General features: G+C 36.6%; 10 protein-coding genes. All 10 read left to right on the top strand.

Annotated features, from left to right (window positions below; genetic code table 11):
* Window positions 1-267 precede the first annotated feature (267 nt).
* The 10 genes from AB4865_RS06640 (at window position 268) to AB4865_RS06685 (ending at window position 24,495) form a co-directional block, all read left to right on the top strand.
* Window positions 268-11,214: a SpvB/TcaC N-terminal domain-containing protein gene (locus tag AB4865_RS06640; RefSeq protein WP_372472497.1), complete on the top strand. Its 10,947-nt coding sequence runs from the start codon at window positions 268-270 to the stop codon at window positions 11,212-11,214.
* 101 nt (window positions 11,215-11,315) lie between these two features.
* Window positions 11,316-11,600, top strand: coding sequence for a hypothetical protein (locus AB4865_RS06645; RefSeq protein WP_372472498.1), 285 nt, complete (start codon window positions 11,316-11,318; stop codon window positions 11,598-11,600).
* Between the two features lie 46 nt (window positions 11,601-11,646).
* Window positions 11,647-16,488 carry an RHS repeat-associated core domain-containing protein gene (locus tag AB4865_RS06650; RefSeq protein WP_372474890.1) on the top strand — a complete coding sequence of 1,614 codons (4,842 nt, stop codon included), beginning with the start codon at window positions 11,647-11,649 and terminating at the stop codon, window positions 16,486-16,488.
* A complete protein-coding gene (locus tag AB4865_RS06655; protein WP_372472499.1) occupies window positions 16,479-16,940 on the top strand; it encodes a hypothetical protein in 462 nt (153 codons plus the stop codon). The genes AB4865_RS06650 and AB4865_RS06655 overlap by 10 nt, the downstream gene beginning before the upstream one ends.
* Window positions 16,941-16,948: 8 nt before the next feature.
* Window positions 16,949-19,405 (top strand): RHS repeat-associated core domain-containing protein, encoded by a 2,457-nt coding sequence (locus AB4865_RS06660; protein ID WP_372472500.1) that lies wholly within the window; start codon window positions 16,949-16,951, stop codon window positions 19,403-19,405.
* Complete coding sequence (locus tag AB4865_RS06665; RefSeq protein WP_372472501.1) at window positions 19,398-19,781, top strand: hypothetical protein; 384 nt, start codon at window positions 19,398-19,400, stop codon at window positions 19,779-19,781. The genes AB4865_RS06660 and AB4865_RS06665 overlap by 8 nt, the downstream gene beginning before the upstream one ends.
* A gap of 72 nt (window positions 19,782-19,853) precedes the next feature.
* Window positions 19,854-22,442: an RHS repeat domain-containing protein gene (locus AB4865_RS06670; RefSeq protein WP_372472502.1), complete on the top strand. Its 2,589-nt coding sequence runs from the start codon at window positions 19,854-19,856 to the stop codon at window positions 22,440-22,442.
* On the top strand, window positions 22,408-22,935 hold the full coding sequence (locus AB4865_RS06675; protein WP_372472503.1) for a hypothetical protein: 528 nt from the start codon (window positions 22,408-22,410) through the stop codon (window positions 22,933-22,935). The genes AB4865_RS06670 and AB4865_RS06675 overlap by 35 nt, the downstream gene beginning before the upstream one ends.
* A 115-nt stretch (window positions 22,936-23,050) precedes the next feature.
* Entirely contained in the window at window positions 23,051-23,908 is an 858-nt protein-coding gene (locus AB4865_RS06680; protein ID WP_372472504.1) for an RHS repeat domain-containing protein, read from the top strand.
* Window positions 23,908-24,495, top strand: a complete 588-nt coding sequence (locus AB4865_RS06685; RefSeq protein ID WP_372472505.1) for a hypothetical protein — start codon at window positions 23,908-23,910, stop codon at window positions 24,493-24,495. The genes AB4865_RS06680 and AB4865_RS06685 overlap by 1 nt, the downstream gene beginning before the upstream one ends.
* Window positions 24,496-24,527: the final 32 nt, after the last annotated feature.

Here is a 24,527-nt window from a genome sequence, read left to right on the forward strand (position 1 = left end):
ATAGGCTCATAGGAAACATAATTTTTTATGTATAATAATCTATGTTTTCTCTATAAGCGAAGCATCTCTGATTTATGGGAAAGTCTTTTTAATATTGGTTTTGACCATATTAAAATATACTATTCAGATAGAAAAGAATGTAAAGACGAACCTTAAAACCCCAATAATATACATCATCAATATAGTTTTTATTAGTAATTTTTGCAAAAAACTTATTTGTATTAATAAATAAATATAATTTTTAACCCAATAAAAATACATTACCTTATGAGACGACACCAAAAGACTATTAGTTGGTTTTTCTTGTACCTATTTGTTTTTCAAATAGGTATAGAATCGGTATATGCGTTGAAAAATCATGATATAATTTCATATAGATTTTGGAATTCTAAAGAAAATATTAATATAAGTGCGAGTTTCTTAACTCCTCAAGTCAGCCCCCTAACCTCTACACCAGTAAAAGCCGAACTGTACGAAGTAAAAGAGGGAACTAATACTGTCGCGTGTAGTAATAACACCGAATACACAAACTTGAAATCTGGCACGAGACAAAGCCGACTGAACGAAGTTAACCAAGGAACTTCCAACCATTTCATCATTGGTTATCACCCTGCGACTGGTGTGGATGAGCCGTTTGACAATGTGTTTGTGTTTGATTGGGAGACAAAAGATGTTGACAAACAAGTATTTTTGACTGCGGATGTCAAAGGTGTGAGCAATGCTTCGGGCTTGAGTTTTTCTGTAAACCAACAACAAGTGGTTGGTGGGTATTTTGTGGAAAAATCCAACGATTGGAAACGCATAAAAATTCCGTTGTCAACTACTCATTTACACAATGGTAAAAATCATATTTTGTTTACCAATGGTGACAATCAACAGTTGTTTTACGAACTGAAAAATCTACAAATCCAGATTGAAAACACTAATAAAAACACAGATTTTCAATTGTTTGATGAGCAGGTTTTATTTACGCATAATCAAAAGGCGTATCTAAAAGGTACTGTTCAACCCAATGTGAAAAACATTCGTATAAATGGCGTAAAAGCTCAACTGCAAGGCGATTTTTTCGAGGTAGTTTTTCCTATGGAAAGCAATTGCAATAGCGTCACTATCGAATTGGATAAATCCAATACTACAGAAAGTCTTCAACATACTTTTTCAGAACAAAAAGAACTGACTTTCGCTCAAAAAATGGAAGAATTTTCTTTGTCCACAGCGGTTCAGTTTGATGCAAATTCTTCAACTTGGCAAGTAAGTCTTCCATCCCTTTTTTTAGAAATCCCCTCAGAATCTTATCCGAAGGCATCGCAAATTACCGCAACGCCTTTGCGTCCTCGTGATGTGGCTCCTTTGGGACAAAAAATCGTGAATGTTACTGCTACCAATAGCGGGTATCGCCTATTGCCAGCTGGGGCAAAATTTTCTGAAAGTCTATCACTTTCCTTGGGGATTGATGATCAAAAATTACCCAAAGGCTATCATTTGCACGATGTGCAAATTTTTTATTTCGATGTCGATGAAAAGCGTTGGGTAGCTATCGAAACCAAAAGTATTGATACAGAAAATAATACGATTACAGGGCTTACCAATCATTTTACCGATTTTATTGCAGGGGTGATTCAAGCACCCGAACATCCAGAGGGTGAAGCGTTTGCACCGACCACGATTAGCGATATGCAAGTGGCTCAACCCTTGGCAAATCAAATGCAAATTGCTCCACCCACTGCCAATCAGCTGGGAGATGGTCGCATCGAATTTCCGATACACATTCCCAGTGGTCGCAACGGTTTGCAACCCAATTTGAGCCTTTCGTACAACCACAGCGGTTCGAGTAGCGTAGTGGGGTATGGTTGGGATTTGCCTATTCCGTCGATTGCCATCAATTCCAAATTTGGAGTACCCGAATTTCACGCCCAAAAAGAAACGGAAAGTTACCTTTTCAACGGCGAAGAATTGTTGCAAAAAAATGGAAGCAACCTCTATTTAGCGCATAGAGAAGAACATCACATTAACCGAACTTCGCCTGCGTTTTTTTATCCCAAAGTAGAAGGAGATTTTTCACGAATCGAGCGATTGGGTACTGCTCCAAATGCATATTCGTGGGTGGTTTGGGACAAATTGGGAACCAAATATTACTACGGAACTCATTTAAATTCAAGAATGTACGATTCGGCAACTGGAAACATCAGCCAATGGTTTTTGGACAAAATCGAAGACAAAAATGGCAATTATATTTCGTATAATTATCATACAAAACATTATGAATCAGATCATTTAGAAGGAGGAAAAGAAGTTTTGTTGGGATCTATTGGATACACTTTTCATCTCAATTTACCTTATGGAAACTTCAACCGACATCAGATAAATTTCATTTATTCTGATGCTTCTCGACCGGATGCTACGATTAGCTACCGCAATGGATTTAAGGAAGTTAGTGCCTCTGTATTAGAAAAAATCGAAGTTTCATCTTATGATACTGGTAGAAAAAAATCCGAATATGGTATCAATTATTTACTCAATCATTCGACAGGTGTTTTTTCAAAACATTTATTACAATCTATTGAAACACAGTATGTAAAGTACAATGCTCAAGGAGGAATAGAAAGTTCGCATTCGTATCATCACGCCTTTGATTATTACAATGATGTATCTGGTGGTTTGTTTGGCGAAGAGCGTATTTTGAATACTCCGAGCGATATTGGTTTGGGAATTATTGACGACTTAGATTTTCTCAACAAGGTAGATTTGTCGATGCTCCATGCCTCGGTGGACAAGGGGGTAGAACAAAAGCACATCGAAGGTGGCGTAGGCGTTGGATTGGGAACATTAGCATCCAACAATCCCATCACCTATATAGGGACAATCAGCACGGCGTTTGCCTTTCCGGTGCGTGTTACCAACAAACCAATAGTGCAACTGGTTGATATTGATGCAGATGGATTGCCAGACAAAGTGGTAAAAATTGGCAATCAGTGGAAGTATCGAAAAAATCTCGATGGACTGGCATTTTCGCCTCAATTGTACTCTATCCACAATTTCAACGAGTTGAATGTAACCGCATCAAAAACAGTAAATAAGCCCGATATAAATCTCAATTTGTTTCATACAACGATTGGTTTTTCTAAAAACAATACGCTGAGCAATACAACCACCTATCTCTCGGATGTCAATGCCGACGGTATTCTCGATTATGTCCGAGACAAAAAGGTGTTTTTCGGAAAAATAGACTCAACCTTAGGTCAGCCGACGTTTACGGTCAATAGTGCCGAAACACCCAATGTGATTTACAAAGGTTCTGAGGTAGAGGAGTCGGTTCTCAATCAGCCGGTTGAGTTTTCTAATGCCAACGATTTGATGGAAATTGTCAAGGTTTGGCGTGCTCCAAAATCGGGAAAAATCAATATTAATGGTACGGTTTCAAAGGATTTTACCTCGGTAGATCAAGGAGTACGTGTGGCGATTCAGCGTAGTTATTGGCAAACGTTTTCCAATGGAAATTTTTTGCTAAATGATGAAGAGGAAAATGATGAGTCTTTGATTGAAAATGATGAATTCGTTGAAGAATTAGTCGAAAATTCAGTTGAAAATGATGATTTCGTTGAAGAATTAGTCGAAAATTTAGTTGAAAATGATGAATTCGTTGAAGAATTAGTCGAAAATTCAGTTGAAAGTGATGATTTCGTTGAAGAATTAGTCGAAAATTCAGTTGAAAGTGGTGATTTCGTTCAAGAATTAGTCGAAAATTCAGTTGAAAGTGGTGATTTCGTTCAAGAATTAGTCGAAAATTCAGTTGAAAATGATGATTTCGTTGAAGAATTAGTCGAAAATTCAGTTGAAAGTGATGATTTCGTTGAAGAATTAGTTGAAAATCATTTCAGTCCGATAGGAATAGGTAGATTTTATACCAATTCATATATCCTTTCTCCCTCGTTGATGGTTGCTCAATCTATGCCGACCAATTTTCAAAATATTTCGGTAACGAAAGGAGATTTGATTTTTTTTAGGGTAAACAGTAGTCAGATTCCGGTGGATGAATTGTCGATTACTTGGAATCCTGAAATTGTTTATACCAATGAAAATTTTGAGTCGCCCAATAGCTATAAACAATATTCTAGCAACTACAGCGATGCCTTTGTTTATGGGACTTCTCAACCCAAAATCGAAGTAATCAAAGAGCCTGGGGTCTATCAATTGGGGTGGAATGCGTTTCCAATAAACAATGTTACTTTTCAAGGAGCGGAGCTTTCTGACGAAGTGCGTATTCGTTTTTCGGTTTATAAAACTGCTCAAAATGGCGTACAATTGGTCGAGCAAAAAGAAACCATCATTCCTATTAATGGAAATCATTTGGTTCAAGCTCCTCATTTTCAACTCAATCTTTCTCAAATCGATAAATACAATCCAGATACCTATCGTTTTGTAAAAGTGGAGGTATTGGCAAATTCGCAAATCAATTGGAAAAAATTGGATACTAAATTCAACCCTTTTTTCCAAAAAATAGGCGGAGAAAAGGTGGATTTGATTCCTTATTATCAAGTGTTTGCCAATCAGCATACACAATACGCTCCGTCTGTTTTGGTGGGTAGCCCTAAAAAGGTGGTGGTCAAACACAATTTTAGTTTATCAAACTGTACTTCTGTAGATTGCGAAAATCAATACGTTTATTTTGTTGTAAAAAATCAACGGGGACAGATTCCGAATAATTTGATTGTCAATGGTCAAAATTTTCCTGCAAAAATTCGTTACAAACTCAATGCTCAAGGGCAAGTCACCGAGCGAAAAGCTTATAGTCATTCCACCAAAGATTATACGGTTTCGATTCCTACGACACAGAGTATTTTGAGTTTTTCGATACCTCATTCTGCTGTGATTCAACGCAAAACGCACTTTTTTGAATACTATACTTCGAGTAAAAAAGTTGCGCACAAATTGGCGAGTTATCAAAATTTCAATTCATTGGTTTTTAATGAAAATGGCAGTTCGGCTCAAAATAATTATGTTGCTGGATTTCAAGGGCTGTACAAAGCCAATATTTTTAGTAGTGAAAACAATTTACAAGTAGGAACGCTCTATCGCAATTGGGGTCAATTTGCTTACAAAGGAGCCAATCCAGGAGAACCCTTTCAATACATCAACCGCAACCATTTATCGATCAGTCCGCTTGTGGGTGACAGTGAGGGATATTCTCAATCATCGATACAGCAACTTGAAAATCTGATGAATACTCCTGATAGCGAGGCTGATTCTATCGACGAAAACGACAATGGAACCATTGCTATTGGAACAAATACAGTGCTCAATACCAATCGATTGCAAGCCTTGGAACGCTTTGCAGCATTGACACCCCATCGAGCAAATGCTTCGTGGCAAATGCACAACAAACTCAAGGTTACAGCCACCCAAAGTAGTCCGTTTTTGCGTTACGAAGATCAAGATGCTTCTTACAATCCGTCGGTATCTACTACGGTTTCGCCTTGTGCTTCATGCGAGGCGGTGGGAATTGTAAAACAAAGCGAAACCCACTCAAAATCACGTACGCGTTCATCAAGTATTGTTTTTACTTCAATTTCAATGGCGACCAATTCGGGAGAAAGTCGTATGCTCAACGATTTTACCGACATCAATGGCGATGGTTATCCCGATGTGTTGGGAGGAGCGATTCAGTTGACCAATTCGAGAGGAGGATTGACCAATACATTACAAGCCAAAAGTTTGCAAATGAACCAACAAACCAATGGTTCGGGAGCGACTGCGGGTGGTTCGGCACAGGTGTTTTCCACCTCAATCAAAGGGCAAAAAAGCAACACACATACAGTAAAAAATCACCACAACATCAATGGGGCAGGTTCGCTTTCGGACAGTTATTTTGAATCGACTACTGAAAATCAAGGGATATTTATCGATTTGAATGGCGATGGATTGGCTGATGAAGTAGATTTTGACAATAAAAAGGTGTTTTTTAACCTAGGAAAAAGCTTTCATACGGAAAATTACACAGGATTTGCTGTACAAAATAAACATTTGGTTTCAACATCGAGAAACTTTGGTATTTCGCCAAGTGCAGGCTTGGGCTATGCTTTTACGCCTAATGTCAATGACCGTTTCAATGCCGATTTTCACTTGGGCGTAACGGGTTCGGAAACTATTTCGGAACAAAAGACACAATTTTATGACATCAACGGTGACGGTTTGGTCGATTTTGTAAGCAATAAACAGGTCTTTATCAATACAGGAACAGGTTTTGTTACTTCAGGAATGCAATTGCCGGATTTTGAGAAAAATACGACGGTTCAAATCGGTTGGATGACCAATTTGTCTGTATTGTTTCCGGTTTCTGTATTTGGGATTACTATCAAGTTTGGTGGCGGTGGCGGTTATAGCCGTTCGAGTAGTTTTCATTCAGAAAAAATCCGTTTGATGGATTTTGACGGCGATGGTTTTGTTGATGTGTTGTATTCAGACAAAGAAGAGCGGTTGAAAGTGCGATTGTCAAATATTCGCCGTACCAATTTGTTGAAAAAAGTGAGCAATCCTACGGGTTCGTCGTTTATTATGGATTACGCAACGACAGGTTCTACCTATAAAATGCCGTTTAAAAAATGGGTGTTATCGTCTGTGGATATTCACGATGGATTTGTGGGCGATGGTGCCGATGTACAACGCCAACGCTTTGAATATCAGAATGGATTTAAAGACCGTAGAGAACGCAAATTTTTAGGATTTGGCGAAATCAAAACCCATCAATTGGACGATAATGAGCAAGTGTATCGCACACAAACACAGGAGTTTGTGCTAAACCAGCTGACCGATACAGAGGCAACGGAACCGAGTATGAGCGGAAAGGTGCGAAAATACCAATACATTGGGCAATTGCCTTGGAAATCATCATTGAAAGATGCGTCTGGTCGAGTGCTAAACGAGCAAATTACCGATTATCGTTTGGTGAGTTTAACAGCTAATCAACCGATGGGTAATTTCAATACTACAGAGGCTTCGACCCAAAATTTTGGAGATAAAAGTCGTATTTTGCCCTTGGTGAAAACCCTTACACAAAAGACGCATCATTTTGAGGGAATGAGTAACGATTTTATTACCCATACACAGAGTACACAATTTCAGCGATATGACCGGTATTCACAGCCGTTGCAAGTGAAATTGGTAGAGGACAATTTGGATGTGCGTATTTTGTATCACACGATAAATAATTCGTCAAAATATTTAGTATCTATTCCACGTCAACACCGCATTTTGCATAACAATCAAGTGTTGCGAAAAAGCGATACCACCATAGATGCTGTAGGAAATATTAGGAGTATTTCTCGCGATAGATTGGACGGTCAACAAGCGATTACAAATTATGAGTACAACACATTTGGATTGCTGACGAAAGTAACTTTACCGAAACAAACTGCCAATTCTCCAGAGAGTAGTCGCATGTCCTATTCATACATTTACGACCCAAAATATTATCAATTTGTAACCCAAGTAACGGATGCTCACGGCTATATCAGCAGCAAATCGTACAGTAATTTTGGAAAAATAGAAAGCGTAACGGATACCAACGGCAACCAATTTTTCTATGATTACGATGCGATGCAACGATTGGTTTTGTTCAAAGGACCATATCACAATGAAAAAACGATTGAACATGAGTACGGTCGCACGGTGCAAAATATACCTTATGCTGTAACCAAACATTATATTACCGACAATCAACATGCACAAAATGCACCGCAACAAATCGTGCATACAGTCAGTTTTTCGGATGGATTGGGTCGCATTATTCAAACCAAAAAACAATTAGACACACCGCAGGAATGTGTAGGTGGCAATGGCTATTGGTTGGAGGTTTCGGGCAAACAATTGTACGATGCCTTGGGACGAGTAACCGCTTCGTATCTGAGTAAAGAGGAGAAAAATTGTCAAGGAGATTTTAATACTCAACTGCGATTGTACAGCGATTTGACACACAACAATCAAGAAAAAACAACCGTTGCTTACGATGCCCTCGACCGACCGCTCTTGCAGACCGTTGTAGGCTTGGATGCTGTAACTTCGTATATTTATGGCAAGGACAACGCTACCCAAACGGCAACGACCCAAGTCATATTGCCAGAAGGCAACCAAACCACGACTTATACAGACCGCCGAGGACACACTGTGCAATCGGTGCAGTACAACAGTGATACAAACGAGGCTTTAGCCACACAATTTGCTTACAATGCCTTGGGCGAATTGCTACAAGTAACCGATGCCGAAGGACATCATACAAAATATCAGTACAATAAATTGGGACAAAAAACTCAGACGATACATCCTGATAGCGGAACAACCAAGTTTGAATACAATCTCGACGGTTCGTTGCGACGCATGGCAAACGAAAAACTCAACCACAACAACCAGTGGATCAATTATTCGTACAACAAAAATCAGTTGATACAAGTACAGTATCCGTCGCATACAGTATCGTATGAATACGGAACCGCGAGTGATTTGGGCAACGGACAAAACCGAGTAGGACGTTTGAAAAAAGTAACGGATTTGACGGGTACTCGAGAGTTTTCGTACGGAAAATTGGGAGAAATCACGCAAGATTACCGAGTGTTGCAATCGCAAAACGGAGTGATGCAATTCTACACCACGACCCAAACCGATTCGTGGGGGCGTGTGTTGGAGATGACTTACCCTGACGGAGAAAAATTATTTTACGAATACAATACAATAGGACAATTAAAAAAGATAAAGAATTCAAATAATTATGTATATTTGAGGCACGTACTCTATACGTTTTTCGGCGAAGCCAAAGAGATAGAATACGGTAACAAAGTAAAAACCCAAAACGATTTTGATACCATGCGACGTTTGCGTACGATGCGATTGCGAAGACCGAGTAACCACATTTTTTCAAATGTGCAGTACGATTATGACCGTAATCAAAATATTGTAAGACAACGAAATACGGTATCACAGCACAACAATTTGCATTTGGGAGGCGTGAGCGATAAGCAATACCAATACGACAAATACAATCGTTTGTCGAGAGCCATAGGTACATTTACAGGATTTAAGGAAGAGCAAAACTATGATTTGACAATGAGCTACAACGCGACTCATAGTATTGTAAACAAAAACCAGACACACAATGTAACGCTGAATCAAGTACCACAAAATTCGGTGCATAATTATCAAGCGGAGTATTTTTACGATGATGATACACACCCTCACGCACCGTCATTGTTGCAATACCAAGACGGAAAAAGTATTAAATTGAGTTATGATGCCAACGGTAATTTAGAGCATATACAATCAGACAAGGATTTGGTCGTTGTAGGCAATAGAGATTTTGAATGGGACGAGCAAAACCGTTTGTTGTCTGTGGTGGACAATGGCGGACAGCAGATCAGTCATTATGTATATGACCACACAGGCGAGCGAACGTTTAAGTCAGAGCAAGGACTTAGTTTGGCAAATGTATCAGGACAGCAAGCGTATGAAGTATCAGATATGACAAACTATACGCTGTATCCATCAGGCTTTGTCACGGTAAATCCGGAGCGAAATGAATATACCAAGCATTATTACAACAACGGCAAGCGATTGGCAAGTCGCTTGATGACTCTACAAGGACAATTTGTCTCTCAAAATCAGTTGCAACCACAGGCGATGAGTATGCAGGCGATGTCGGCTACTCAAAGCCCACAAAACTGTCAGCAACAGTTGGATGCGATTATGCAATACCTTGCCAATGACCCTGCGATGACAGATTGTTTGACAGCGGTACAAAACATCAATGCAGACCCATCTTATCAAAATGCTTGTGATAAACTCTATGCCGTAAACGCATTAAACTGCTCACCCGCAGATGTTATTGATGTGGTGATTACAGACCCTGTGTACACTCCAGAGGAAATCAGTGAGTTGGATTGTATTAATGCGATATATCAATTGTTTTATTTGTCTGTATATAAAAGCAGTAGTACCTATTGGTTGAATGCAGATGTAAAACGCTGTTATAGCCAAATAAAAGGTATAATCATGAAATATTTTATAACACCAGAACCACAACGAATGGATCCTTGTGAGTTTTGGGAGTATTTACAACAATTTTTACCGTGTGAACCTACGCCAACAATCCAAGAGCCAGTTCCTACACCAACAGAGCCAATTACGTATGAACCACCTGTAATGACACAACCTACTCCAATTGTAGGTTTCGAACCTGTTGAGCAAAGTATTGACAAGGTGTATTACTACCACGGTGACCACTTAAATTCAAGTACTTACGTTACAGACAACAACGGACGACCTGTTGCGTATTATGACTACTTACCGTTTGGAGAGGTAGCTGTGGAGCATAATCAGACTACCAATTTCAACAACGGATATAAATTCAACGGCAAAGAACTCGACGAAGCAACAGGGATGAGTTACTATGGAGCGAGGTATTATGATTCGAGGTTGTCGGTTTTTGTGAGTGTAGATCCGCTGGCGGAGGAGTTTGTAGGCTGGACACCCTACCATTATGTGCATCAAAACCCTATCAACTTGATAGACCCAACAGGAATGAGTGCCGAAAATGGGGATGGGAAAGGCAACGGATGGTTATCTAAAATTTGGAATAGGGTTAAAAATACTTTTAATCCTAATAGTAAAATAGAAGATATAACAATATTAGATGAAATCATAATAAACATTAATAAAATATCAGAAGAAGAAAGAATAAAAGAAAAGCAAATTGATAAAATAAAAGAAGAGTGGAAATCTGAAGAAGTTAAAAATGAATGGAGAAGATTAGGTGTATGGGACGATAATGTTTCTTATAATAACTATTTTGAAGCATTAGGAAATCAACTTTCTTTGATAATGCCAAATGCTGGGGCAAATGTTTATTTAGCTGTAATTAAAAATGTAAGAAACTTCAAATATTTTGATAATCTTGATGATTTAAAACCCCTTTTTAAAAACAAATCATTAGATGATTTAAGTACGATTTTGCAAAAAAATGGATGGAATAAATTAGAAGGTAATTGGAAAACAAGAACAGTTTTCGAAAAAAGGATAGGAAAGAAAAAATTCTATGCTCAATGGGAAGTGAATAATGTACATTCTAAAAACAATAAACCTGTAGGGTATTGGAAGGTAACATATGGTAAAATAAACGCGACAAAAAGGAATACATTTCGAGTTTCACCAGATTATAATTTTAAACCATAACTTTTATGAATTATAATATCTTAAAATTTCAGTATGAAGAAATAGTATATATTTTACTAATTCTCTCATCTGACATGTCATATTATAGTAAAGAAGTACAAATGGAATTTGCAGAAGTGCTATATAGACTATTAGATTATTCTGATAAAAATTTTTTGTTAAAGTTAAAACTAATAAATAAAAATATAAACCAAGAGTTTATAGAATCTTTTATTAAATTAGATGATATAGCTAAAAAATTTTATAAAAATAAATGGTTCGATAATATAAATTACTATAATTCATATATAATAAAAAGTAAATTAATAGCTGAAAAGTTATTAGTAATAATGAATGAAGAAAAGATAGAACCTTTAGAATATTTAAATAACAATATGAACTGTTAGTTGTTAAGCTAATTTATTTAGAAAGTATTTTTATTTGAGTTAAAAAATTGGCGGTGGCGGTTATAGCCGTTCGAGTAGTTTTCATTCAGAAAAAATCCGTTTGATGGATTTTGACGGCGATGGTTTTGTTGACGTGTTGTATTCAGACAAAGAAGAGCGATTGAAAGTGCGATTGTCAAATATTCGCCGTACCAATTTGTTGAAAAAAGTGAGCAATCCTACGGGTTCGTCGTTTATTATGGATTACGCAACGACAGGTTCTACCTATAAAATGCCGTTTAAAAAATGGGTGTTATCGTCTGTGGATATTCACGATGGATTTGTGGGCGATGGTGCCAATGTACAACGCCAACGCTTTGAATATCAGAATGGATTTAAAGACCGTAGAGAACGCAAATTTTTAGGATTTGGTGAAATCAAAACCCATCAATTGGGCGATAATGAGCAAGTGTATCGCACACAAACACAGGAGTTTGTGCTAAACCAGCTGACCGATACAGAGGCAACGGAACCGAGTATGAGCGGAAAGGTGCGAAAATACCAATACATTGGGCAATTGCCTTGGAAATCATCATTGAAAGATGCGTCTGGTCGAGTGATAAACGAGCAAATTACCGATTATCGTTTGGTGAGTTTAACAGCTAATCAACCGATGGGTAATTTCAATACTACAGAGGCTTCGACCCAAAATTTTGGAGATAAAAGTCGTATTTTGCCCTTGGTGAAAACCCTTACACAAAAGACGCATCATTTTGAGGGAATGAGTAACGATTTTATTACCCATACACAGAGTACACAATTTCAGCGATATGACCGGTATGCACAGCCGTTGCAAGTGAAATTGGTAGAGGACAATTTGGATGTGCGTATTTTGTATCACACGATAAATAATTCGTCAAAATATTTAGTATCTATTCCACGTCAACACCGCATTTTGCATAACAATCAAGTGTTGCGAAAAAGCGATACCACCATAGATGCTGTAGGAAATATTAGGAGTATTTCTCGCGATAGATTGGACGGTCAACAAGCGATTACAAATTATGAGTACAACACATTTGGATTGCTGACGAAAGTAACTTTACCGAAACAAACTGCCAATTCTCCAGAGAGTAGTCGCATGTTCTATTCATACATTTACGACCCAAAATATTATCAATTTGTAAGCCAAGTAACGGATGCTCACGGCTATATCAGCAGCAAATCGTACAGTAATTTTGGAAAAATAGAAAGCGTAACGGATACCAACGGCAACCAATTTTTCTATGATTACGATGCGATGCAACGATTGGTTTTGTTCAAAGGACCATATCACAATGAAAAAACGATTGAACATGAGTACGGTCGCACGGTGCAAAATATACCTTATGCTGTAACCAAACATTATATTACCGACAATCAACATGCACAAAATGCACCGCAACAAATCGTGCATACAGTCAGTTTTTCGGATGGATTGGGTCGCATTATTCAAACCAAAAAACAATTAGACACACCGCAGGAATGTGTAGGTGGCAATGGCTATTGGTTGGAGGTTTCGGGCAAACAATTGTACGATGCCTTGGGACGAGTAACCGCTTCGTATCTGAGTAAAGAGGAGAAAAATTGTCAAGGAGATTTTAATACTCAACTGCGATTGTACAGCGATTTGACACACAACAATCAAGAAAAAACAACCGTTGCTTACGATGCCCTCGACCGACCGCTCTTGCAGACCGTTGTAGGCTTGGATGCTGTAACTTCGTATATTTATGGCAAGGACAACGCTACCCAAACGGCAACGACCCAAGTCATATTGCCAGAAGGCAACCAAACCACGACTTATACAGACCGCCGAGGACACACTGTGCAATCGGTGCAGTACAACAGTGATACAAACGAGGCTTTAGCCACACAATTTGCTTACAATGCCTTGGGCGAATTGCTACAAGTAACCGATGCCGAAGGACATCATACAAAATATCAGTACAATAAATTGGGACAAAAAACTCAGACGATACATCCTGATAGCGGTACAACCAAGTTTGAATACAATCTCGACGGTTCGTTGCGACGCATGGCAAACGAAAAACTCAACCACAACAACCAGTGGATCAATTATTCGTACAACAAAAATCAGTTGATACAAGTACAGTATCCGTCGCATACAGTATCGTATGAATACGGAACCGCGAGTGATTTGGGCAACGGACAAAACCGAGTAGGACGTTTGAAAAAAGTAACGGATTTGACGGGTACTCGAGAGTTTTCGTACGGAAAATTGGGAGAAATCACGCAAGATTACCGAGTGTTGCAATCGCAAAACGGAGTGATGCAATTCTACACCAGGACCCAAACCGACTCGTGGGGGCGTGTGTTGGAGATGACTTACCCTGACGGAGAAAAATTATTTTACGAATACAATACAATAGGACAATTAAAAAAGATAAAGAATTCAAATAATTATGTATATTTGAGGCACGTACTTTATACGTTTTTCGGCGAAGCCAAAGAGATAGAATACGGTAACAAAGTAAAAACCCAAAACGATTTTGATACCATGCGACGTTTGCGTACGATGCGATTGCGAAGACCGAGTAACCACATTTTTTCAAATGTGCAGTACGATTATGACCGCAACCAAAACATTGTGCGACAACGAAATACGGTATCACAGCACAACAATTTGCATTTGGGAGGCGTGAGCGATAAGCAATACCAATACGACAAATACAATCGTTTGTCGAGAGCCATAGGTACATTTACAGGATTTAAGGAAGAGCAAAACTATGATTTGACAATGAGCTACAACGCGACTCATAGTATTGTAAACAAAAACCAGACACACAATGTAACGCTGAATCAAGTACCACAAAATTCGGTGCATAATTATCAAGCGGAGTATTTTTACGATGATGATACACACCCTCACGCACCGTCATTGTTGCAATACCAAGACGGAAAAAGTATTAAATTGAGTTATGATGCCAACGGTAATTTAGAGCATATACAATCAGACAAGGATTTGGTTGTTGTAGGCAATAGAGATTTTGAATGGGACGAGCAAAACCGTTTGTTGTCTGTGGTGGACAATGGCGGACAGCAGATCAGTCATTATGTATATGACCACACAGGCGAGCGAACGTTTAAGTCAGAGCAAGGACTTAGTTTGGCAAATGTATCAGGACAGCAAGCGTATGAAGTATCAGATATGACAAACTATACGCTGTATCCATCAGGCTTTGTCACGGTAAATCCGGAGCGAAATGAATATACCAAACATTATTACAACAACGGCAAGCGATTGGCAAGTCGTTTGATGACTCTACAAGGGCAGTTTGCACAAAACACCCCTCAAGCGATGAGTATGCAGGCGATGTCGGCAACGCAAAGCCCACAAAACTGTCAGCAACAGTTGGATGCGATTATGCAATACCTTGCCAACGACCCTGCGATGGCAGATTGTTTGACAGCGGTACAAAACATCAATGCAGACCCATCTTATCAAAATGCTTGTGATAAACTCTATGCCGTAAACGCATTAAACTGCTCACCCGCAGATGTGATTGATGTGGTGATTACAGACCCTGTGTACACCCCAGAGGAAATCAGTGAGTTGGATTGTATTAATGCGATATATCAATTGTTTTATTTGTCTGTATATAAAAGCAATAGTACCTATTGGTTGAATGCAGATGTAAAACGCTGTTATAGCCAAATAAAAGGTATAATCATGAAATATTTTATAACACCAGAACCACAACGAATGGATCCTTGTGAGTTTTGGGAGTATTTACAACAATTTTTACCGTGTGAACCTACGCCAACAATTCAAGAGCCAGTTCCAACACCAACGGAGCCAATCACATACGAGCCACCTGTAATGACACAACCAACGCCTGTACACGGTTTCGAACCTGTACAACCATCGTTGGACAGAGTATATTATTATCACGGAGACCACTTAGGAAGTAGCACTTATGTAACCGACGACAACGGACGACCTGTTGCGTATTATGATTATTTGCCATTTGGAGAAGTGGCGGTTGAACACAACCAAACCACAAACTTTAACAACGGTTACAAGTTTAACGGCAAAGAGCTAGACCAAGCCACGGGTATGAGTTATTACCATGCTAGGTATTACGACCCAAGAATAAGCCTGTTTGTGAGTGTGGATCCGCTGGCGGAGGAGACCTTTGAACCTTACAGCTATGTAGGGAATAATCCTATTATGTTTACTGACCCGACGGGGATGTATAGAGAGGGAGTGGAGAATGAATGTGATAGTTGTAAAAATGAGAGCGATTGGAATGCTTATAGAGATCAAGCAAAAAATACAGCTTCTATGATAGGAGAAGATTTTGATATGGTTTCAATGGGCGTAGGAGATAGAATGAAAGTAGGATATAATGAAGAAGGTCGTCAAATATATTTTTTAGATGGAGAAAAAATGGATTTGAGACAATACGACAGTAGATTACTTGTTGCAGCAAGTTTTATTAATGATGCTGCATTGATAGAAGCACCTATCATGTTACTAAAAAATAGTGGAAAGATTTTAAGTACTTTATTTAGTAAAACTAAAAATATTAAACCTAAAAGTTCTGAACTATTTTCCGATACAGTTCGTGAAAGTTTTTTAAGACATGCTTTTTCAAATAATAGACATACAGATTTGGGTATGAGTAATCAAGAAATAACCAATAAAGCAATGTCTTTGATAGAAAAAAATAGAACACTATTAAAAGAGGGAGATAACACTTTAATAGGCAAAGTAAATGGAATTGAAAAATCATTTAAAGCATATATGAAAAACGAAAAAGTAATATCTATAAATATGTACCCTGGTATATCAAATAGAAGTATAGGAACTGTAATTAATTATGGAGAAATAACATGGAAATAATAGGTAAGAATTTAGATACTATAGAAGCGTCTTATTTAAAAAATACAAACAAAACGGTTATTATAAAAAAATGTATAATTAATATAATTGATTTAGAGGGAATTTTCGATTTTAATCAAAAATTAATTATTGAAGACTGTATAATTAATGATTTTCAAATTCATTCCTGCTGGTTTATTAATGGTTTAATTTTAAAAAACAATATAGTTAATAACTATATTGATTATCAAATGGGAGGACATAATCTTAAAAAAATAGAACTAACAGGAAATATTTTTAAATCTTTTTTTAACTTTTTTGACTGTCAGTTTAAAGAAAAAATAGAGGTAACAGGAAATGTTTTTTTAGAGGGGTCTAATTTGTTAGGGAATAAAGGTGAAAGTTTTGAGAATATTTTTGAAAATGGATTTTTAATTGAAAACAATGTTGGGAAGTTAAATTTTAACATTTAATCATAAATTTGTTTGAAATATATACATTTTTCGGCGAAGCCAAAGAGATAGAATACGGTAACAAAGTAAAAACCCAAAACGATTTTGATACCATGCGACGTTTGCGTACGATGCGATTGCGAAGACCGAGTAACCACATTTTTTCAAATGTGCAGTACGATTATGACCGTAATCAAAATATTGTAAGACAACGAAATACGGTATCACAGCACAACAATTTGCATTTGGGAGGCGTGAGCGATAAGCAATACCAATACGACAAATACAATCGTTTGTCGAGAGCCATAGGTACATTTACAGGATTTAAGGAAGAGCAAAACTATGATTTGACAATGAGCTACAACGCGACTCATGGTATTGTAAACAAAAACCAGACACACAATGTAACGCTGAATCAAGTACCACAAAATTCGGTGCATAATTATCAAGCGGAGTATTTTTACGATGATGATACACACCCTCACGCACCGTCATTGTTGCAATACCAAGACGGAAAAAGTATTAAATTGAGTTATGATGCCAACGGTAATTTAGAGCATATACAATCAGACAAGGATTTGGTTGTTGTAGGCAATAGAGATTTTGAATGGGACGAGCAAAACCGTTTGTTGTCTGTGGTGGACAATGGCGGACAGCAGATCAGTCATTATGTATATGACCACACAGGCGAGCGAACGTTTAAGTCAGAGCAAGGACTTAGTTTGGCAAATGTATCAGGACAGCAAGCGTATGAAGTATCAGATATGACAAACTATACGCTGTATCCATCAGGCTTTGTCACGGTAAATCCGGAGCGAAATGAATATACCAAACATTATTACAACAACGGTAAGCGATTGGCAAGTCGTTTGATGACTCTACAAGGACAATTTGTCTCTCAAAATCAGTTGCAACCACAGGCGATGAGTATGCAGGCGATGTCGGCTACTCAAAGCCCACAAAACTGTCAGCAACAGTTGGATGCGATTATGCAATACCTTGCCAATGACCCTGCGATGACAGATTGTTTGACAGCGGTACAAAACATCAATGCAGACCCATCTTATCAAAATGCTTGTGATAAACTCTATGCCGTAAACGCATTAAACTGCTCACCCGCAGATGTTATTGATGTGGTGATTACAGACCCTGTGTACACTCCAGAGGAAATCAGTGAGTTGGATTGTATTAATGCGATATATCAATTGTTTTATTTGTCTGTATATAAAAGCAGTAGTACCTATTGGTTGAATGCAGATGTAAAACGCTGTTATAGCCAAATAAAAGGTATAATCATGAAATATTTTATAACACCAGAACCACAACGAATGGATCCTTGTGAGTTTTGGGAGTATTTACAACAATTTTTACCGTGTGAACCTACGCCAACAATTCAAGAGCCAGTTCCAACACCAACTGACCCAATCACATACGAGCCACCTGTATTGACACAACCTACGCCTGTACACGGTTTTGAACCCGTACAACCATCGTTGAACAGAGTATATTATTATCACGGAGACCACTTAAATTCAAGTACTTACGTTACAGATGATATCGGACGACCAGTAGCATATTATGACTACTTACCGTTTGGAGAGGTAGCTGTGGAGCATAATCAGACTACCAATTTCAACAATGGTTATAAATTCAACGCTAAAGAACTTGACGAAGCAACAGGTATGAGTTATTACGGAGCGAGGTATTATGATTCGAGGTTGTCGGTTTTTGTGAGTGTAGATCCGTTGGCGGAGGAGTTTAGAAACTTTTCTCCATACATATACACTTTGAATAATCCTATCCGTTTTGTAGATCCTGATGGACGTTCTCCTAAGCGTCCTAATTTATCAGGCATCACTAATGTTAGAAATGTTTTATCAGGTAAACAATGGATAAGATATGGTAGTAATGTAACGGTAATTTCAACAAGAAGTTTTTTAGGTTATGAAGTTAGTAGAAGTACTGAAACGAGGTCATCAAATAATGGAACCTATCAATGTGCTGATTATAGTAGACTTCAAGTTAAACAAGGAAATGGAGATCATACTGCTGTTGGAGCAAAAAAAAGAATAGATATGTATGTGAAAACAGGAGGAGATAAATCTAAACTTGATTTACAGAAAGGAATAAATTTAATAGTTGATAATTTAAAAGAAGGAAAGGCAGTTATGGCAGGTGTAATGTACGATGCAAATAAGGAAACAGGAAACGCTAATTCAGCAACAAATCACTATGTTACAATTGTAGGTATGGGAAAAGATGATAATGGATATTATTTTTCTTATTATGATAATTATACTGGAGGAGCAGGAAAAGAAGTAGGTACTGATCTGGAATTAAATAAATTTAGGTTACAAAAATCATCTAGTGGCTTCTATTACTTTTCCGACGGCGAGGATGGGAATATTCCTTATAATGGAAATAAACCAGCAACACCGGGAAGTCCTTCAAAATATATATTAACCGAAGTTAGAGATAATGAATAAAATACTAGTTCCACTTATTTTATTATCTTGTTTTTCATCATGTAAAAATGATAATAAAATTATAGGTCTTTATAAAATGGATAAATATGTAATCTTAAATAAAGAAAACGATATTAAAGATTACCATTTTTTAGAGTTAAACTCAAATGGAGTTTTTAATGTTTTTCATAGTAGAACAGATTCTACAAATCAAATACAAGGTAAATGGAAATGCTTAAGTAAAGCAAAAAACAATGAATTACTAGTTCAATTTGAATATGAAGGTAAAACAATTGTAGGAAATTTAAGAGGAAATATTTTTTACTTCATCGAACCAAATGATTTTCACAATAACAAGTACAAAAGTATTTTATATGTTAAATCTTTGGAATTATAGGGAGGGAATGAAGCTTTAACCCCAAACTCCGCCAAGTTTTAAACCTAGCGGATTTTGTATTTATAAGATAGATTGAATTTTTCTTTTAGCGATAAAGGCGTCGATTACGGAGTGATGCAATTCTACACCACCACCAAAACCGATTCGTGGGGGCGTGTGTTGGAGATGACTTACCCTGACGGAGAAAAATTATTTTACGAATACAATACAATAGGACAATTAAAAAAGATAAAGAATTCAAATAATTATGTATATTTGAGGCACGTACTCTATACGTTTTTCGGCGAAGCCAAAGAGATAGAATACGGTAACAAAGTAAAAACCCAAAACGATTTTGATACCATGCGACGTTTGCGTACGATGCGATTGCGAAGACCGAGTAACCACATTTTTTCAAATGTGCAGTACGATTATGACCGCAACCAAAACATTGTGCGACAACGCAATACGGTATCACAGCACAACAATTTGCATTTGGGAGGCGTGAGCGATAAGCAATACCAATACGACAAATACAATCGTTTGTCGAGAGCCATAGGTACATTTACAGGATTTAAGGAAGAGCAAAACTATGATTTGACAATGAGCTACAACGCGACTCATAGTATTGTAAACAAAAACCAGACACACAATGTAACGCTGAATCAAGTACCACAAAATTCGGTGCATAATTATCAAGCGGAGTATTTTTACGATGATGATACACACCCTCACGCACCGTCATTGTTGCAATACCAAGACGGAAAAAGTATTAAATTGAGTTATGATGCCAACGGTAATTTAGAGCATATACAATCAGACAAGGATTTGGTTGTTGTAGGCAATAGAGATTTTGAATGGGACGAGCAAAACCGTTTGTTGTCTGTGGTGGACAATGGCGGACAGCAGATCAGTCATTATGTATATGACCACACAGGCGAGCGAACGTTTAAGTCAGAGCAAGGACTTAGTTTGGCAAATGTATCAGGACAGCAAGCGTATGAAGTATCAGATATGACAAACTATACGCTGTATCCATCAGGCTTTGTCACGGTAAATCCGGAGCGAAATGAATATACCAAGCATTATTACAACAACGGCAAGCGATTGGCAAGTCGCTTGATGACTCTACAAGGACAATTTGTCTCTCAAAATCAGTTGCAACCACAGGCGATGAGTATGCAGGCGATGTCGGCTACTCAAAGCCCACAAAACTGTCAGCAACAGTTGGATGCGATTATGCAATACCTTGCCAACGACCCTGCGATGACAGATTGTTTGACAGCGGTACAAAACATCAATGCAGACCCATCTTATCAAAATGCTTGTGATAAACTCTATGCCGTAAACGCATTAAACTGCTCACCAGCAGATGTGATTGATGTGGTGATTACCGACCCTGTGTACACTCCAGAGGAAATCAGTGAGTTGGATTGTATTAATGCGATATATCAATTGTTTTATTTGTCTGTATATAAAAGTAGTAGTACCTATTGGTTGAATGCAGATGTAAAACGCTGTTATAGCCAAATAAAAGGTATAATCATGAAATATTTTATAACACCAGAACCACAACGAATGGATCCTTGTGAGTTTTGGGAGTATTTACAACAATTTTTACCGTGTGAACCTACGCCAACAATCCAAGAGCCAGTTCCTACACCAACAGAGCCAATTACGTATGAACCACCTGTAATGACACAACCTACGCCTGTACACGGTTTTGAACCCGTACAACCATCGTTGAACAGAGTATATTATTATCACGGAGACCACTTAAATTCAAGTACTTACGTTACAGATGATATCGGACGACCAGTAGCATATTATGACTACTTACCGTTTGGAGAGGTAGCTGTGGAGCACAACCAAACCACAAACTTTAACAACGGTTACAAGTTTAACGCCAAAGAACTCGACGAAGCCACCGGCATGTACTACTACGGAGCAAGGTACTACGATCCGAGACTATCAATTTTCGTGTCGGTAGACCCGCTAGTAGAAAAAACCTTTGAGCCGTATTCATATGTTGGTAATAATCCTATAATGTTTATTGATCCTACTGGGATGAGTAAGGAGAAAATTGTTCCAAGTAAAATCTTTTTATCAAAACCATATGGACATATTCATAATACTTTGATGAAGAGTAATTCAATATACAATTCATTATTAAATAAATATAAAAACTCTAACAACTTTAATTATTATCTATATGTTAATGATAAAAGAAAATTAGCTGGTAGTAGAGCTAGTACAGAAATAAGAGAAGCGTATATAAGAGAACAATTTATTGGTATTGAGGGGAAAACATTTTATCAAGACAAGGGTGTTGATAAATTCTCTGAGATAGCTATAGCAAAAACCCTAATTCATGAAGCTGCTCATTTAAAAATAGCTTCAGAAAACAATACCACAAAAGATGATAATAATCACGATTATTTTGCTAGTGAAAATTACGCAAGTGTTATTAAAAATGCTCTGATGGAATATAACGCCGAACGCAAGTTAGGATATAGCGAAGAAGAATTAGAGGCATTAAGTTGGGAGGGAATCCATACATCAGATGCATTTAAAAGTTACATAAATGATAAAATGAAAAAAAATGACACAAGTTATGATACAGAGTATAATAAATGGAAAAAGCAGGTTGAAGATATTAGAAATATCAAAAAAGAATATTAACTTAACTTTTACAATATTGTTTTTCATTTGCGGTTGTGGGGTTAATGCTCAGAAAATAAGCTACAAATTCTCTGGAAAGTATGATTATGAAACGGAGTATTATACTAAAGTTATTATAAATGATAGTATGTATATCGAGAAAAATATATTCAAACAAATATCACTTGGTGTAAAATTTTTGAAAGATACGAAAACACATACTATATATATATTAGATGGTAAGAGAAAAAAACTTTTTTTTAATGGAGTTACAATGAATATACCTCTAATTTATCAAAATAAAGAGTTTGTTTTATTGTGGAAAAAAAATAATTTAAGAACTAGTGAAAATAACGATATTTACCAAGTAACTATTATAGAAAAAGAAGTTCATATTACTCATAGACCTATATATTATTTTACATTTGAAAATGGTGTTATATTAATAAAGGGGAGTGAAAGTTTATTAAAAAGAGAAGACTTCAGTTATTTAGACCTACCTATCACTAAATAGTCTCCGATGGCGTAGATTTGTAATTTGTGACTTTTATTTTCTCCAAATTCTGTATATTTACACTTATGTTGGTCTTTGGGAGAAAAATCGTCCAATCTATAAAAAAAACAAAAAAATGTTAAGGCAAACTAATTATCTCGATTTAGGTGTAAACCTCTACGACTTTCATACTCGGAATTATGACCCAAGATTGAGTATTTTTATCAGTGTAGACCCGCTAGTAGAAAAAACCTTTGAGCCATACAGCTATGTAGGGAATAATCCTGTTATGTTTACCGACCCAACGGGGATGCATAGAGAGGATTGGGTAAAGAATAATAGTACAGGAGAATATATTTGGGATAATAATATAGATTCAGAAGCAAATACTCCAGAGGGCTTTAAATATATTGGTAGAGATGATCAATCAATAGTTAATGATATATTTTCAGGTTCTAGGTTTAGTTATTCTACTAAAGATTATGGAATTATAGATGTTCAAGATTTTGAAAATGCATATTCTGCAAAAGGTTCAGCACCATTTTATATCACAACAGAAACAAAAATGGATATAAATTTAAGAGCCAATGTTACTTTAAGTATAGATAAAAAAGGAAATTTATCTAAAAAATTTAACGGAATAGATTTTAATGTTACTATAAGTGGTAAGGTAATAGCACCTTATCCAGATATGTCAATGAAATTATTTGATAGAGAGATGAGTTTACAAGGGAATCCGATGACTCCTGATATTTCTCAAAACCCTTCTTTTATTCAAGGTGGTGATGTTCCAACTTTAACCTATAAAACACATTGGAGTTCAACATCTATCCAAAAAAATTATGGAAAATCCTTTAATATCAATTTTAATTTTAAAGGGCAATATGCTAATGGATTAAAATCAATGACAATGCCAAGTATTTTAGGAGTATTAGGTATTCCTAATACTACAAATATAAGAACATTTATAAAATTCAATAATCAACGGAAATAATGAAAAAAAAAATCTTACTATCAATTCTTTTAATCCTACTTAATTGTAAAGAAAAAAAAAATAATGATTTAATTAACCAATCATTGGAAAAATTTTATCGAACAGAAGACTTAAATAGTTTGATAGAAACATATAATCAATTATTTAATGATGTAAATAAAAAAGAAGTTTTAAAAAGATATAATAAAAAACAGGTTATACCTTTTTTTATTGCTCTGAATAAAAAGAAAGAACTTAAAGAAATATTAGAATATCAAGAAAAAATAGATTATCATGACAAACTTTTAATTAATCTATTAGCTTATAATATAGAAAAAGAAAATGGAAATATAAACAAACAACCAATTTATAATAATATAAAAATTATACAAAAGGAATTGTCAAAATCTCCAAAGGATTCTATTTTATATATTGATTATTTTTCTATGAGATCAATGTTGGTTGATGAAACGGAACTAAAAACAGAAATAGATAGCATGAGATATACTAATTTTTATTTTTCAAACAATTTTTATGAATTTATTATTGAAGATGCTATTAATGAATTAAAAAACAATGAGGTTACTAAGAATATTTTTAAAAGATAATTTTTCCTTTGATAAATTTAAAAATTAATCCC

The organism is Capnocytophaga sp. ARDL2 (assembly GCF_041530365.1).
GTDB lineage: Bacteria > Bacteroidota > Bacteroidia > Flavobacteriales > Flavobacteriaceae > Flavobacterium.